12 protein-coding genes are annotated in these 15059 nt (G+C 47.2%); 7 read left to right on the forward strand and 5 right to left on the reverse strand.

The genetic code is table 11. The features are described from left to right. From rfbA to ACOSVP_RS00075, 5 genes are read left to right on the forward strand one after another with little or no spacing between them, the layout of a single operon-like run. The gene (rfbA, locus tag ACOSVP_RS00055; protein WP_487345471.1) at nt 1–882 is read left to right on the forward strand and encodes a glucose-1-phosphate thymidylyltransferase RfbA; all 882 of its coding nucleotides are present in this window, start codon (nt 1–3) and stop codon (nt 880–882) included. A 22-nt stretch (nt 883–904) separates the two neighbouring features. After that, nucleotides 905–1450 (forward strand): dTDP-4-dehydrorhamnose 3,5-epimerase, encoded by a 546-nt coding sequence (gene rfbC, locus ACOSVP_RS00060; RefSeq protein WP_487345472.1) that lies wholly within the window; start codon nt 905–907, stop codon nt 1448–1450. Further along, nucleotides 1450–2334 (forward strand): dTDP-4-dehydrorhamnose reductase, encoded by an 885-nt coding sequence (rfbD, locus tag ACOSVP_RS00065; RefSeq protein ID WP_487345473.1) that lies wholly within the window; start codon nt 1450–1452, stop codon nt 2332–2334. The genes rfbC and rfbD overlap by 1 nt, the downstream gene beginning before the upstream one ends. After that, complete coding sequence (locus ACOSVP_RS00070) at nt 2327–3220, forward strand: glycosyltransferase (RefSeq protein WP_487345474.1); 894 nt, start codon at nt 2327–2329, stop codon at nt 3218–3220. The genes rfbD and ACOSVP_RS00070 overlap by 8 nt, the downstream gene beginning before the upstream one ends. Nucleotides 3221–3267: 47 nt before the next feature. Next, nucleotides 3268–4593, forward strand: coding sequence for an exopolysaccharide biosynthesis polyprenyl glycosylphosphotransferase (locus tag ACOSVP_RS00075; RefSeq protein WP_487345475.1), 1326 nt, complete (start codon nt 3268–3270; stop codon nt 4591–4593). Between the two features lie 2 nt (nt 4594–4595). Here ACOSVP_RS00075 and ACOSVP_RS00080 read toward each other — a convergent pair whose 3' ends face one another. The 4 genes from ACOSVP_RS00080 to bamJ form a co-directional block, all read right to left on the reverse strand. Then, complete coding sequence (locus tag ACOSVP_RS00080; RefSeq protein ID WP_487345476.1) at nt 4596–5855, reverse strand: O-antigen ligase family protein; 1260 nt, start codon at nt 5853–5855, stop codon at nt 4596–4598. 371 nt (nt 5856–6226) lie between these two features. Beyond that, nucleotides 6227–7657, reverse strand: coding sequence for a phosphohexomutase domain-containing protein (locus tag ACOSVP_RS00085; protein ID WP_487345477.1), 1431 nt, complete (start codon nt 7655–7657; stop codon nt 6227–6229). Further along, nucleotides 7650–8588, reverse strand: coding sequence for a mannose-1-phosphate guanylyltransferase (locus ACOSVP_RS00090; protein WP_487345478.1), 939 nt, complete (start codon nt 8586–8588; stop codon nt 7650–7652). Before ACOSVP_RS00090 ends, ACOSVP_RS00085 begins: the two co-directional genes overlap by 8 nt. Nucleotides 8589–8681: 93 nt before the next feature. Beyond that, nucleotides 8682–9371, reverse strand: coding sequence for a BamJ family beta-barrel-assembly machinery protein (gene bamJ / locus ACOSVP_RS00095; RefSeq protein ID WP_487345479.1), 690 nt, complete (start codon nt 9369–9371; stop codon nt 8682–8684). Between the two features lie 716 nt (nt 9372–10087). On the opposite strand from bamJ, the gene ACOSVP_RS00100 reads away from it, so the two are divergent. Then, a complete protein-coding gene (locus tag ACOSVP_RS00100) occupies nt 10088–11920 on the forward strand; it encodes an EAL domain-containing protein (protein WP_487345480.1) in 1833 nt (610 codons plus the stop codon). A gap of 43 nt (nt 11921–11963) precedes the next feature. Here the strand turns inward: ACOSVP_RS00100 and hslO are convergent, their stop codons facing one another. Next, nucleotides 11964–12833: an Hsp33 family molecular chaperone HslO gene (gene hslO, locus ACOSVP_RS00105; protein WP_487345481.1), complete on the reverse strand. Its 870-nt coding sequence runs from the start codon at nt 12831–12833 to the stop codon at nt 11964–11966. Nucleotides 12834–13015: 182 nt separating this feature from the next. Here hslO and ACOSVP_RS00110 point away from each other — a divergent pair, with 182 nt between their 5' ends. After that, the gene (locus ACOSVP_RS00110; protein WP_487345482.1) at nt 13016–14941 is read left to right on the forward strand and encodes an ABC-F family ATP-binding cassette domain-containing protein; all 1926 of its coding nucleotides are present in this window, start codon (nt 13016–13018) and stop codon (nt 14939–14941) included. Nucleotides 14942–15059: the final 118 nt, after the last annotated feature.

Raw genomic sequence — 15059 nt, forward strand, 5'->3', positions numbered from 1 at the left:
ATGGCAAAGCGCAAAGGGATTATTTTGGCGGGGGGTAGCGGTACACGTTTGCACCCATTGACGCTGGGTTGCTCTAAGCAGCTGATGCCGGTGTACGATAAGCCGATGATTTATTACCCGTTATCGGTACTTATGCTGGCGGGTATTCGTGAAATTTTGATCATCACCACACCGGAAGACCAAGCTAGTTTTCAAAAGCTTTTAGGCGATGGTAGTTACTTTGGCATTGAGTTGACTTACGCGGTTCAGCCTTCACCAGATGGCTTGGCGCAAGCCTTTATCATCGGTGAAGACTTTATCGGTCATGACAATGTTGCCCTAGTGCTAGGGGATAATATTTTCTTCGGTCAGCACTTCTCAGATGAGCTGAAAAAGGCCTCTGCTCAAGAGTCTGGTGCAACGGTCTTTGGTTACCATGTTAACGACCCTGAGCGTTTTGGTGTGGTTGAGTTTGATCAAGATGGACGCGTGCTTAGTATTGAAGAAAAACCAGAAAAACCACGTTCTAATTATGCGGTAACGGGTTTGTACTTTTATGATAATGATGTGGTTGAAATCGCTAAGCAGATTAAACCGTCTGATCGTGGTGAATTAGAGATTACCGATGTCAATAAGGCGTACCTAGAGCGTGGCGATCTGCATACGTCCTTATTGGGGCGTGGCTTTGCTTGGTTGGATACGGGTACCCATGATTCCTTGCTAGAAGCAGGGCAGTTCGTGCAAACCGTTGAGCATCGCCAAGGTCTGAAAATTGCCTGTCTTGAAGAAATTGCTTACCGCCAGAAGTGGATTAGCAAACAGCAGTTGCAAGAAGCGGGACATAATTTGCGTAAAACAGGTTATGGCCAATATCTTTTAAAAGTCGCAGATGGTTACCAATAAGAAACTCTAAGGTTAGCGTTACATGAATGTTATTAAAACGAATATTGCGGATGTGGTGATCATCGAGCCAAAGGTGTTTGGTGATGAGCGCGGCTTTTTCTTAGAAACCTTTCAAGCTGAACGTTACCAAGAGCTCGCGGGCATTGATCTGCCATTTGTCCAAGACAACCACTCGCGCTCTTCTAAGGGGGTTTTGCGTGGTCTGCATTTCCAAAAAACTAAGCCACAGGGCAAGCTAGTACGAGTGGTGCGTGGTGAAGTGTTTGATGTCGCCGTCGATATTCGTAAAGACTCACCGACCTATGGTCAATGGGCGGGTGTGCTACTCAATGAAGACAATAAACGCCAGTTTTGGGTGCCACCTGGTTTGGCGCACGGCTTTGTGGTGTTGTCCGATGTGGCCGATTTTGAATACAAGTGCACCGACTATTACGACCCAACGGATGAAGGTTGCTTGATTTGGAACGATCCAACGGTCGCCATTGAGTGGCCAGAAGGCATCGAGCCACAACTATCCGATAAAGATAAGCTTGGCTTAACACTGGCTGAATTAGCGGCGGGTGTGTAATGCGCATACTTTTAACCGGTAAGAACGGTCAGCTGGGGCGTTGTTTTCAAGATGCCGCAGCGAACTCAAAGCATCAACTGTTTGCCTTTGATTCTGCTGAGCTAGATATCGCTTCTACACAGCAAGTATCTGCTATCTTCGCAGAGGTAAAGCCAGATATCGTGGTCAATGCGGCTGCTTATACGGCCGTGGATAAAGCCGAGACGGAGAGTGAAACTGCCTATGCGGTGAATGAACTGGGCGTTAAGCACCTTGCTCAAGCTGCGGAATCCTTGGCCATTCCCGTGATTCATGTCTCGACCGATTATGTTTTTGACGGATTGGCGGTTGAACCCTATAAGCCGAGTGACGACACGGCACCGCAAGGTGTCTATGGCGAGTCAAAACTAGCCGGTGAGAAAGCTTTGGCAGACGTTGCAACCCGTTATCTTGTGCTGCGTACCGCGTGGGTCTTCAGTGAATACGGTAATAACTTTGTGAAAACTATGTTGCGTTTGGCTTCTGAGCGTGATGCTTTAAGTGTGGTAGCGGATCAGTATGGTTGCCCAACCTATGCTGGGGACTTGGCGCAGGCGATCCTGTCTTTATGCGATCAATTTGATCAAACTGGCGAGTTGGCTTGGGGCATACACCATTATTGTGGTGATCTGCCAACTAGCTGGCATGGCTTTGCGCGCACGATTTTTACCAAAGGTCAGCAACATGGTTTACTAAACGCCTCACCTAAGTTGACGGCGATTAGTTCTGAGCAATACCCGACCCCAGCTAAACGCCCAGAGTATTCAGTACTGGATACCAGTACTCTAGCTGAGCTAGGAGTGCCGCCATCACACTGGCTAAAAGCGCTCGATACCGTGATGGGTAAGTTGCAGAATAATGCCTAAAACGCCACACATTGCCGTATTGTTAGCCGCCTATCAAGGTGCGCAATGGATCGAAGAGCAGGTGCAGAGCATCTTGCGACAGCAAGATGTTCAGATTGAGCTGTTTATTAGTGTCGATGCCTGTGATTCCAGTGTCGAAGATGATGGCACCTTAGCTTGGTGCCAAGCGCTTTGTGCTCAGCACTCGAATGTGAGCTTACTGCCTTATGGTGAGCGTTTTGGTGGGGCTGGGGCGAACTTCTTTCGTTTGATCAAAGAGGTAGACCTGAACGGCTTTGATGCCATGGCCTTCGCTGATCAGGATGATATTTGGCTACCGCAAAAGCTAGCACGCGCTTGGCAGTTTATCGGTAGCGGACAGTATCAGGTGTATTCCTCGAATGTAATGGCTTTTTGGCCAGATGGTCGCGAGCAGTTGATTAAAAAGTCCTTTGCGCAAAAGCGCTTAGACCATTTTTTTGAAGCGGCTGGCCCTGGCTGTACCTATGTCTTTAGTCGGTCAGCCGCCTTGTCATTACAAAACTGTGTCAGAAGTGCAGGGGATAAGCTCTCAGAGGTTGCGCTACATGATTGGTTTGCTTACGCCTATTGTCGTGAGCAAGGCTTTGCTTGGTTTATTGATGAGCAGGCTTGGATGCGTTATCGCCAACATGCCAACAATCAGGTTGGCGTCAATGAAGGCTGGCGTGCTTATGCTAAACGGATCAAACAGGTGGCGAATAAAAGCTATCGCCAACAAGTGATGGCGATTGTTGAGTTGGTTAACCCCAGTTTAGCGATGCCAATGTCGAACTTGTCCTTCCGTCTTACTCATATTTTGCAATTACGTAGGCGGCCAAGAGACCGTTTGGCGTTGCTAGTCATGTTTATTTTGTGTATCTATTAGTGTTCTGAAAACTGTATATATTTTTGATCTAGGTATTTGGTTAGTTGATGAAAAAGAGTCATGTTAAGCGATATCAAGATCGTAGAGTGCCTTTCACCTATGCGTTGGTAGACCTATGCACGCCTGCCATTCTTTTACTTCTGTCTTTTGCGTTATTTAGTCGAGGGCAGTGGGGCGATGAATATAACTGGATGATGCTACTGAGTGGTGTCTTCTATGCCACTTGTATCGGCGTCCAAGGCGGTTACAGCCGTTATAATCACCGTTCTTTTTCGGATAGATTGGCCATTACCTTTAAGACGTGGTTTTTTAACGTCTTTTTCCTGTTAGTGTTGCTGTTTATCTATCTGCCAGAGCTCGATTTTGATCGAGTGGTAGTGGCTATATGGGTGATTTTTACCCCCTTCTTTGCTATGGCCATTAAGCTGGCTATTCATCATTATTCCCGTCGCTATGCTCAGACCAAGATCCAAGTGGCAGTGTTAGGTCGCCATTACGAGTTTAATGAGTTTGAGTATGCCATGTTGGAGCAGCAGGGTATTGAGCTGACGTACTTTAGCTTAAATGATAGCCAAGATATTGAGTCTAGTATCATGAAGCTGTCTCCTGACTATCTTCTGTTGAACCTTGAAACGCCAGCCACCAATCAGCTGATTAAGGAACTGACTCACCTAGACCTTAAGGGCATCCGCTTAATTGTCTTGCACCGCTTTATGGAGACCTTCCTGCGCAAGTGCTACATCCCCTATGACGGTGAAGACTTAAGCTATTTAGAGAAGGTACGTCCATATACCCTTAGAAATCTTATTTTAAAGCGTGCTATTGATTGGCTTGCGGTGCTTTGTATTGGTGTTATTTGCTTGCCGTTAATTCTGTACGCCATGCTTAAAGTGCGCCTACAGTCCCCTGGAAGTGTACTGTTTCGTCAGAGTCGAGTGGGGCTGGCTGGAGAAAACTTTATTGCTTTGAAGTTCCGCAGTATGCACGAGAATGCTCATTTTAATCCCTACACGCAAAAGGAAGATCCGCGTATCTTTCCGTTTGGTCATGTGATGCGTAAGTTTCGCATTGATGAATTACCGCAGCTATGGAATGTGGTGCGTGGCGAAATGCATCTAGTGGGCCCGCGCACAGAATGGGATATCTTGGTTGAAAACTATGAGAAAGAGATCCCCTATTACCATGAACGACATCTCGTCCGTCCAGGTATTTCGGGGTGGGCGCAAGTTTGCTACCCCTATGGCGCGAACCTAGAAGATGCTCGTCAAAAGCTAATGTATGATCTTTATTACATTAAGCATTGGAGCGTTTGGCTAGAGTTGGAAACGCTCCTGCGAACCGTGGTAGTCGTCTTAGGGCGAAAGGGCCTATAACGCTATGTTTTCAACGCTTGGTTTTCTGCCCATCTAACCGCGGCCCAGAAAAACAAGATAAAGAAGATAAACACCATGATGCCAATGTTGTGGCTGAACATGGACTGAGTGAGAGCAAAGTCCATGTAGCTCATTGGGACCAAAGCGCCTGCTAAGGCGTACGCTTTGACATTCCAATTATTAGAATATTGCCTTGCTTTACTAATAAACAGTTTGAGGGGAACTAGGTAGAGCAAGATCAAGATCGCTAAACCAACTACGCCTTTTAGTGCCATCGTATTAAAGAACTCGTTGTGTAAATGGTCAAACTGAGTGGCTTCTAGACTCATGAGGCCTTGTTTCGCTAACTCTGCTTTCAGTGGACGACTGCCGTATTCCCCTACACCTAACATCGGTGCCTCAGAAAATAAATAGATCGCGCCTTTCCACATTTCAAAACGAAGTCCAACGGATGTATTGGTTTCACCTAAGAGGTAAAGCTGAATATCATCAACCGCTTTTGCAAAGCGAGCTTGAATCCCTGTTTGTGGAAGAGCGATTACAGAAGTGGCTCCGATCAAACCGACCAAGATAATGGCGCTAAGTTGCTTTCTGCCAATTAGATCCTTTGCCTGAATCAGGATGAATAAACCGATCAGAGGCACGGCAATCCAACCACCTCGGGAACCCGATAAGATAGATCCCGCGATACCACACAGAACGCCAGCTAACCCTAGAGCCAGCATAAACTTTTGTTTGTTCTGGTAAAAGTAAAAGCACGCCACGGCATTGATTAGGCCAAGGAGCATGCTGGTGTCACCGAACATAATGGCATTGGTATAGACCTGAGCTCTCGGTTCACCCTGAACAAAGACCTCGTAAGCTGCCAGAGAGGCCGCAGCTATAGCGCCAATGATAGAACTGTAAAAGATCAAAGGGGCTTTGGGCATTTTGCATTTGAGTAGCAGTAACAGTACTGGAAGCGCCAGAAGGAATCTTGAAGGGCGATCCAGCTCTCTAGTATGCCAACCGTCTAGATAAACAAAGCCAACACTGCTGATAGCGTAGAGGGCAAAGATGCCCATTAATAAGGCATCTTGCTTAGTAAGCGTTAGTCCCTGTTTACGAAGTAGGAAAGAGAACATCACGGCTAGTAAAAAAAGACTAAGCGTTGTATGAGATATGCCACTTGGGACAGAGAGCGCTAAGGCAAAGGTTGCCGCAGCTAACAGCCAGACAAAATAAGAGAAATAGCGATATAAGGAATTGCTGGAAGAGTTCAAGGTAAGGCCCATAACATAAAGTGTGCGCGTTAGGGTAAACCAGCTTGTCAAAGTGTTCCAGAGCCACCTAGCAAGACGTGGCTAGAGTGTGCCTTTCTAAGGGCTTTCCGCTGCATCCTTGCAGCTCGATATCATCCTGAAGAAAAAAGATAGGGCTCCCATCCTGGGAGCAAAAGTCATCCATGACTTCCTATCTTTCAAGGAGGGACAAAGGCAGTGTTTCTTCCTGAAACCATCATTGTCCTTAATGATCTGCCTTATGCCAGGCAAGATTCCTATCCTAGGAACTAGCGTTATCCCTAACGTCCTACCTTGAAAGTGACTATATCTGCTGCTGTTTAAAAAAACATCAATGAAGTTTTGTAATACTGTCATATGTCAAAAAATAAGGAAGAAAGGCTGTTTTTAGTCATGTCACAGCTTTTATTGGCCTGATTTAAGCTATCTGACTCATAGTAAATGCGTACTTCATTGGCATTACCAGAGGCTCGGATGTGCAAAATATCGCCGTTATTCAGCGTTGCTCGCACCCCATCGAGAGTATTAAGAGAGACTATTTGAGGCAGTGGCTTTAAGTAGATCTCCTGCAGAAGGGCATGCCAATTAGCTGGATCAATAAGCGTTTGCAGTCCCAGCAGGCATGCCGCAAGGTCGATGTTCTGGATGCGATTACTGGCGCTATAGCGTTTGGGTAATGTTTCTAGCAATGAACTCACTGTCTGTCTTTGCAGGGTAAACAGCACACTTAAGATCGGTAATAGAGCATCCCGGGTGGGGAGGGCTTTGAGCAAATGAGTGTCTGTACCCAGCAATACCCCGCCATTGGCTTCAAAGCCTAGACTTATCTCTTGCGCGCTGACTGGTGGCATGGCTTGGATCACAAAGGGCGAACCAATTTTCGTTCTGACGACGTTGGCGCTTGGGATGAACAGCTCCAGGCCGCTATTACTATTAATCGGTGTTGCAATGTGTGTCGCCTGCAGGAATTGGCAGGTCAGCATTCCGACCTGATCGCCACGCAGCCATTGGCCGGTTTCGTCTGCGATCAATGGCCGATCGCCATCGCCATCCGTCGTAACAATAGCATCTAGTTGGAATCTTTCTGCCCATTCACGAGCCAATGCTTGTTCCGTTTCGCCTACCGCTTCGGTATCGAGCGCAACAAAATGATTGGTTCGCCCAAGCTCAATGACCTCAGCGCCAAATGTTTGCAGTATGTCTGTCAGTAGATCGCGCGCGACGCTGCTATGTTGGTAAACACCGATGCGTTTGCCTGCTAGGTTAAGCTCAGCAAAGGCTTTCAAGTAACGCTCTTGATAGAGTCTAAGTGCTTGATCAGCACAGTCACAAGCTTGTCTTTTCTGAATTCCCATAGGTAAGTCATTGAGGCTGGCTGCTAAAATAGTTTGCTCATCGGCTTTGGTGATTTCACCCGTAGGTAGATAGAACTTCATCCCATTGCGATCAAAGGGAATATGGCTGCCCGTGATCATGATGGCGGGTAAACCTTGCTGCATTGCGTAAAACGCTAAGGCAGGGGTAGGAAGCGTGCCGCAGTGCAACACCTCAAAGCCCATGAGTTGAGCTTGCTCGATCACCCAATCCGTGATGATTGGACTGCTGGGACGAAGATCCAAACCAACGCACAGCGCTTGTTCATTACATAGGCGGTTTAGAAAGGCTTGCGTAAAGCCTTGGCACACTTCTTTAGTGAGCTCTGTTACCAGTCCACGCACACCGCTGGTGCCGAATTTAACACTACTGCCTGTGCAAAGCTTGAGAGGCGTTGTTGGCTTAGACATCGGCGATCCAATTCCCATATTGCTGCAAATGAAAACCTGAATCACTCGGAATCAATGTCAGATCTAACCCCGCATGGTGGGCGATGCCCTGCGGGTTCTTTGGCCAAAGCGCGTACAGTGCTCGCCAAGTGCCAAGATCACTCCAAGCGCTATCAAACTCGCACAAGGCTAGCTTTTGACTGTGCTCCATGACCGCGTAATCTATTGAAATAGCTGGAGATTGTGCCAATGCCATGGGTAGCTTCCAGACTTTGTCAGATAGCTCAACGAGGTGGCTCATTGCCGCTTTGCAGACAGCACTGATATTTGGTGTGAACTGAGAGATTTCTTCGAGCAGTAATTGGCTAGGGAGCAGGAAGAAACCGCTGTTCCAAAGGTGCTGGCCGGAGGCTAGGTAGCCTTGTGCGGTCTCTAAGTCCGGTTTTTCATGAAACTCGATAATCTGTTTATGATGATCCATTTCAATATAGCCATAGCCGGTTTCGGCTGAGCTTGGACGAATGCCAAAGAGCACCAACTTATCTTGGTTTGCTTGATGCGTGGCTTGGATGACCCTTTCACAAAAGTAATCCGTGTCGGCGATATAATGATCGGCTGCCAGCACAAGTAATTGGCAGGATTGAGCGCGGAGCTGCTCTGCAAACAAAGCCGCGCAGGCGATGGCCGGCGCTGTATTGCGTGCGCATGGTTCCAGCAGAATATGGGCTTCAAATTCGAGTTTTTTTAGGGAAGCTTGAATAAGTCCAAGATGCTCAAACGCCGCGATAATAATGGGACGCTCACTCGAGGTCTGTTTGGCGCGTAGCAGGGTTAACTCAAATAGCGAATGACCACAGTCCAACAGATCTAAAAAGGGTTTGGGATGATCTGGGGTGGAAATGGGAGCAAGGCGAGTGCCATGGCCGCCAGCGAGGATGACAGGTACGAGCATGATCAGGCTTTCTGGAAAAACACCGATTGTAGCACAAACAAAAACGCCCTCGTGAAGAGGGCGTTGCGTGACCGATACTAATCTATCGAACGGTTATTCTGCAGCTTCAATGCTTAGCAGTTCCACTTTGAACTCAAGTGCTGAATAAGGTGGGATTGGGCCAGTGCCGCCTGGGCCGTAAGCCAACTCTGATGGAATGTAGAACTCGTAAGTTGAACCAACTGGCATTAGTTGTACGCCTTCAGTCCAACCTGGAATGACTTGGTTCAATGGGAAAGAAATTGGCTCACCGCGCTCGTAAGAGCTATCAAAGACAGTGCCGTCAACCAGTTTACCTTCGTAATTCACTTTCACCGTGTCAGTGTCAGCAGGCTTTTTGCCGTCGCCTTTGCTAACAACCTTGTACATCAAACCTGATTCCGTTTTCACTACACCCTTTTCTTTGGCTTTTTTGTCTAGCCAAGCTTGAGAGTTAGCTTTGGCTTCTTCTGCCATCTTAGCTTGTTCACGCTGAGCTTTTTCCATTTGCTCTTGTTGGAAGGCTTGCATAGTCGCTTGCACATCTTCTAGAGACATTTGTGGATCTTTGCCTGAGAAAGAGTCTTCGAAGCCCGCTTTGAACGCTTCTAAATCCATGCCTTCAAAATCATTGGCCATGCGGCTACCGAACATAGTGCCGATTGAGTATCCAAGTTTCTGTTCTTTGCTTTCAAGCTCTACGTCCGCAGCGTATGCGAGTGAAACTGAAGAGGCAATCAATGCTGCGACTAATGTTTTTTTCATGTGAAAACGTTCCATTAAATGTGGTTCCAAGTTTAGATTTGGTTGGGGTGCGACACGAGAATTTCAAGCATCCGAGTGGAATTTGTCATGGAAGAGAGAATCACGCCTTGTGCCTCGCAAATCGATCCAAGGTATTGTTCTACCATAAGACGGCGCTCCAACGCCAACCTAGGTCGTAACACTTTACCAAAGTGACCCCTTCACCTGCACACCTTGTTAATGAACTTGGAGTGATATGCCAAGCACAAGACGCATTGGCAATGTATGCCTCGAAACATAGGGCGACAAGAGCCTTTACATAGGCCTTACGAATTTTGTCAATTTAGCGATCACACTGAATTTAAGTTCAATTTTAGTTTCGTCAAGCATGGTGTATTTTCAAAAGATTACAAATCGAGTAAAAACTATGAATCTGGGTCAATAATAGGTGCTATTTGTCGGATTAGGTTAAGTGCGGCAAATGGTTAACAGATACTATCTCTTAGTTAAGTAGGGCTTGTTGGATATATAAAGGCATTATGCAGAGACACGGACATTCTTGGACTTCATCAGGTTACCGCAAGCTTTTTATCACCATCGGGGTGCTCAGTGCCTTAGTTTTTTTGTGGGCACGCACGCCGCTAAACCACTATCAAGTGAACCTACTTGATATGGACGGTTTAAAAATTCTCCCTTTTGAAAGAACCGAGATGGTTAACGCTACTAGGCAAGGTCCTATGAAAGCACAGTGTGCATGGGATGGTGTCTCGCCAGCTTACCTATGTGGTATGCGTGTTGTACTGCCTAAAGATAAAGACGGCATGCCATTTTCCTTCAAGCAAGTGGATCAGGTGCATGTGGAAGCCTATGTGCAATCCAGCGCCAGTGACTACAGCAACCGTCTTGAGTTAAATATCACCAGTTTTTTAAACCCCCACTTTGAAGGTATTCCTGAGTATCAGGATACCAAGTTTCACTCGGTTCGTATTCGCAATGGCGTGTTTGATGTACCGATTAGCCGCTTTGATGTGGCGAGCTGGTGGCAGGACCTATACGGCATTAGTTTTGAAAGCGCCGATAAAGATTTCCGCCATGTATATTCGCTGGATTTAGTGGTGAATGACACGCCACTGCGTCATCCCGGGCAATATGATTTGACCTTGTCTGCCTTAAAAGTGGATGGCTTTTTGGTTGATATTCAACAGCTTAATAATTGGTTGCTGACATTTTGGCTAATGGTTGGTGTCGGCAGCTTGTTAAGTTTCTCTTGGCGTGGCCATGGCACGTTACAGCGTATGCGTCGTGCCGCCTTATATGACTCAACTACCGGATTGTTAAATGAGCAAGGGCTGAGAGATCATATGCGTGGCCTTGCCCCCGAGGCGGGTGGCGCACTGTATATTTTCCGCTTTGATAATGCCGCTATCTTAGAAAAACACTTTGGCGCAGAAGTATTTGGTCAGTTATTAGTGAAGACCAAACAGCGTTTGTTGTCAGTGTTTCAATCGCAATCGATTACCTTGGCGCGTATCAGTGATGCAGAATTTGCCATGTATTGTCCCGTGGGCAAACTCGCACGAGAGCAATTATTGGAACGTATTTTCAAGGAAGGCGTTGAGATGGTGGGGGTTGGCCATCTAAAGCTAGATGTTAGCGCCAGCTATGTGGTGGATGATGCCATGCCAAAACATCTGGATGAGGTGTTGGAAAAGTGCCGCTTCGTGCTAGATCAACCGCTGGAAACGACGGCTTTTGCCAGAGCCTACCTATCCCGCTACGATCAGCCGCTACGTCAAAAAGCATCGGTAGAAGATGCCTTGCGTCGGGCCCTTGCGGATGATGCTTTTTATCTGGTGTTTATGCCGCTTTATGATGCCACGAGTAACCGAGTAGTTGGTGCCGAAGCATTACTGCGATCGAATTCAGAAGTATTGAGCCGCCTGTCCCCTGAGGTCTACATCCCCGTGGCGGAGAAGGCAAACCTGATTCAAGAAATCGACATGATGGTATTGAAGAAAGCCTTGGCGACTCTTAAACAAGTGTCAGTACCAGAAGATTTTGTCTTGTCGATTAATATCTCGGCGCAGGAGTTATTAGACAGTGACTTTGCCCAACGTATTGCCGCCAGTTTGCATGTGGCGGGTGTATCCGCGACCAGTGTTTGTCTGGAAGTGACGGAAACCTATTTCGTGCATATGGATCAGGCCAAAGTAGAAGTGTTGGAGCAACTTCGTGCCATGGGGTGTCGTGTGTCCTTGGATGACTTTGGTACAGGCTATACGTCGTTTGCCCATTTGCAGCGTCTGTCTGTGGATGAAATCAAAATTGACCGCAGTTTTGTCAATCGTTTGGACGATCCGAAAGCGAGAGTGGTCGTGGAGTCCATGATTCACATTGCTCAAGCGCTTAACTATAAGTTGGTGGCTGAGGGGGTTGAAACCTTGGAGCAGTTGGAATATTTGAAAATGCTTGGTTGCCATTGTTTCCAAGGGTATTTGATCTCTCAACCGACTTCCTTAGAAGAGGCGGTAGACGCTAACATACCGACCATTGAAACCTACTATTTATAAGAAAAGGGGCGATCACCAGATCGCCCCTTTTGCTTAAATCAGATTAGTGCGTATGGGCTTGGTCGCCTAACTCACTGTCTAAGTCTTCTTTGAAGAATTCGTATTTCTCAGCACAGAATTGGCATTCGGCTTTAATGCTACCTTCCTCGCTGATAATTTCACGGATCTCTTCGGCACCCATGGATACGATGGCATCAAAGGTACGCTGACGAGAACACGAACAACCAAATTGCATGGTTTTGGCATCGTACAAACGTAGCTCTTCTTCGTGATACAAACGGTGCAATAGCTCTTCCGTTGCTAAGCCTAGCAACTCTTCATCCTTTACCGTAGACGCTAGGTGAACAAAACGATCCCATGCGTCTTCGTCGCCTACTTTCGCTTGTTCAGCTGGAAGGCGTTGTAGGAATAAGCCTGCTGCCTGGGTGCCATCCGCAGCTAGCCAGACACGGCTTGGGAGCTGTTCAGATTGGAAGAAGTATTGCTCTAGACACGCTGCTAGGTTGTCGCCGGCAATCTCAACAATCCCTTGGTAACGGTTACCGTTGCGCGGAGAGATGGTAATCACTAGGTAACCACCAGCTAACAACTCTTTTAATGAAACGACTTCAGGAAAAGCTTGTTCTTCGTCCCATTGGGCAATCGCACGCAGTGTTTGGTGCTCGTCACATTCTGCCATCAGGGTTTTCAATGGACCTTCGCCTTTACATTGCAGAGATAGCACGCCGTCGATTTTTACGATGTCACGCAGTAGCGCGATGGCCGCGACGAATTCACCTAATAATTGCTCAAGTGACTTAGGGTAGTGCTTACGGGCAATGATGTTTTGGTAGGCATCAGTTAGTAGGACGCGCTCGCCTCGAACATTGGTGTTATCGAAGGAGAAGCGTTGGATTTCATTGATGTTGTTCACAAGAATCACCGTTAAATTAAGTATGCGCTTATTTTAAAACTTGAGCGCCGATTTTGCACCTTATGTGGGGGTTGGAATTAAGGTTTAAAGGGGTATTCGCGAAGAGACTCGCCTGTGATTCTGGAATCCACTAGAATGCGCCTTTCGCTTCATTTATTACCGTTACAGACAGAGACGTTTTCATGATCCAGTTTTCCGAAGTCAGTTTACAGCGTGGTACGCAGTTTTTGCTTGAACAGGCCGATATGACCATTTTTGAAGGTCAGAAAGTCGGTTTGATCGGTGCCAATGGCGCTGGGAAATCCTCTCTGTTTGCCTTGGTACGTGGACAGTTGCATGCCGATACGGGTGAAGTCATTCTGCCAGGCCAACGTCGTATTTCCTTTATGGCGCAAGAAGTAGAAGACGTAGATCGCACGGCGTTGGAATACTGTCTCGATGGTGATGATCGATTACGCATGATTGAAGCCAAAATCGAAGAAGCCCAAGCCAAGGGAGACGATCATGGTCATGCGCATTGGCTAAGCGAATACGAAAACGCTCACGGTTACTCGGCGCAATCTCGTGGTGAAACCTTGCTGCAAGGCCTTGGCTTCAAAATGGCCGATATGAAAAAGAAAGTGGCGGACTTTTCCGGTGGTTGGCGTATCCGTTTGAACCTTGCCCGCGCCTTAATGTGTCCATCGGATATTTTGCTACTGGACGAACCGACCAACCACTTGGACTTGGATGCGGTGATGTGGTTAGAAAACTGGCTGCGCAATTACCCTGGCACCTTGCTGTTAATTTCCCACGACCGTGATTTCTTGGATGGCATCTGTAGTCATATCGTGCATTTGTACCAGAAGAAGTTGAACCTCTACAAAGGTAACTACAGCGACTACGAACGTCAGCGTGCCGAGCATTTAGCGCAGCAACAATCTATGTTCGAGCAGCAGCAGCGCAAGCGTGCTCACTTGCAAGAATACGTGGATCGTTTCCGCTACAAGGCGACCAAAGCCAAACAGGCACAAAGTCGTTTGAAAATGCTGGAGAAAATGGAGCAGATTGGTCCTGCGCACATTGATTCTCAATTTGAGTTTTCCATTCCGATGGCGGAGAAAACCTCACCACAGTTGGTCAGTTTGATTCAAGCGGATTTAGGTTATGTGTTAGAAGATGGCTCGCACAAGGTGCAACTGCCGCAGTCCAATTTCTCCATTCGTGACGGCCAGCGCATTGGTTTACTCGGGCCAAACGGTGCCGGTAAATCGACCTTGATTAAATCTTTAGTGCAAGAGCTGGATTTATTGGCTGGTGATCGTGTTTATGGTGAAAATACCAAAGTGGGTTACTTTTCCCAGCATCAATTAAGCGCCTTGGATTTAGAAGCCTCGCCAGTACTGCATATCCAGCGTATTACGCCTACAGCACTTGAGGCCGATGTGCGTAAATACTTGGGTGGCTTTGGCTTTATTGGTGATGATGCGTTGCGTGCGGTAAAAGGCTTTTCTGGTGGTGAAAAAGCTCGTTTGGCGCTGTCTTTGATTGCTTGGCGTAAGCCTAACCTATTGGTACTGGACGAGCCGACCAACCATTTGGACATCGAAATGCGCCAAGCGCTGACCGAAGCCTTGCAAGAGTTTGAAGGTGCTATCCTAGTGGTATCCCACGATCGTCACTTATTAAATAGTACGGTAGATGAGTTCTTCTTGGTGGCGGATCATAAGATCGAAGCCTTTGATGGCGACCTACATTCTTACCATCAGTGGCTGCAGGCGCGTCAACAGCAGGCCAACCAAGCGGAGCGTGCCTCGGCCAATGAAGCCAAAGTGGAAAAAGTCGACCGTAAAGAAGAGCGCCGCAAGGCGGCCGAGTTACGTGAAAAACTGCGCCCACTGCGCAAAGCCATTGAAAAATATGAGAAGACCATGCAGATCGCACAATCTCATTTAGAAACGATTGGCGAAGCCATGGCTGATAGTAGCCTCTATGAGGTTGCGAACAAAGATAAGCTGCAGACTCTATTAGCTGATGAGGCGAAGTGGAAAAAGTCATTAGAGGAAGCGGAAGAAGCATGGTTCGAAGCTCAGGATGAACTAGAGCAAGCGGAAGCTGAGTTGTCGTGAGGTTTACATGCTTTAGTGGAGAGTTTTACTAGTGTGTAAACTTTTTGTTTGATATAAATTTTAATTATAGTTCTTATATAAAGCACGCAGACCATTATCTTGGTTTGCGTGTTTTTTT

Source organism: Marinomonas sp. HM11-D (genome assembly GCF_057626615.1).

What these genes read in the sequence shown, in the direction of transcription:
- rfbA (WP_487345471.1), top strand. Translation starts at nt 1, where the DNA reads ATGGCAAAGCGCAAAGGGATTATTTTGGCGGGGGGTAGCGGTACACGT.
- rfbC (WP_487345472.1), top strand. Translation starts at nt 905, where the DNA reads ATGAATGTTATTAAAACGAATATTGCGGATGTGGTGATCATCGAGCCA.
- rfbD (WP_487345473.1), top strand. Translation starts at nt 1,450, where the DNA reads ATGCGCATACTTTTAACCGGTAAGAACGGTCAGCTGGGGCGTTGTTTT.
- ACOSVP_RS00070 (WP_487345474.1), top strand. Translation starts at nt 2,327, where the DNA reads ATGCCTAAAACGCCACACATTGCCGTATTGTTAGCCGCCTATCAAGGT.
- ACOSVP_RS00075 (WP_487345475.1), top strand. Translation starts at nt 3,268, where the DNA reads ATGAAAAAGAGTCATGTTAAGCGATATCAAGATCGTAGAGTGCCTTTC.
- ACOSVP_RS00085 (WP_487345477.1), bottom strand. Translation starts at nt 7,657, where the DNA reads ATGTCTAAGCCAACAACGCCTCTCAAGCTTTGCACAGGCAGTAGTGTT.
- ACOSVP_RS00090 (WP_487345478.1), bottom strand. Translation starts at nt 8,588, where the DNA reads ATGCTCGTACCTGTCATCCTCGCTGGCGGCCATGGCACTCGCCTTGCT.
- bamJ (WP_487345479.1), bottom strand. Translation starts at nt 9,371, where the DNA reads ATGAAAAAAACATTAGTCGCAGCATTGATTGCCTCTTCAGTTTCACTC.
- ACOSVP_RS00100 (WP_487345480.1), top strand. Translation starts at nt 10,088, where the DNA reads ATGAAAGCACAGTGTGCATGGGATGGTGTCTCGCCAGCTTACCTATGT.
- ACOSVP_RS00110 (WP_487345482.1), top strand. Translation starts at nt 13,016, where the DNA reads ATGATCCAGTTTTCCGAAGTCAGTTTACAGCGTGGTACGCAGTTTTTG.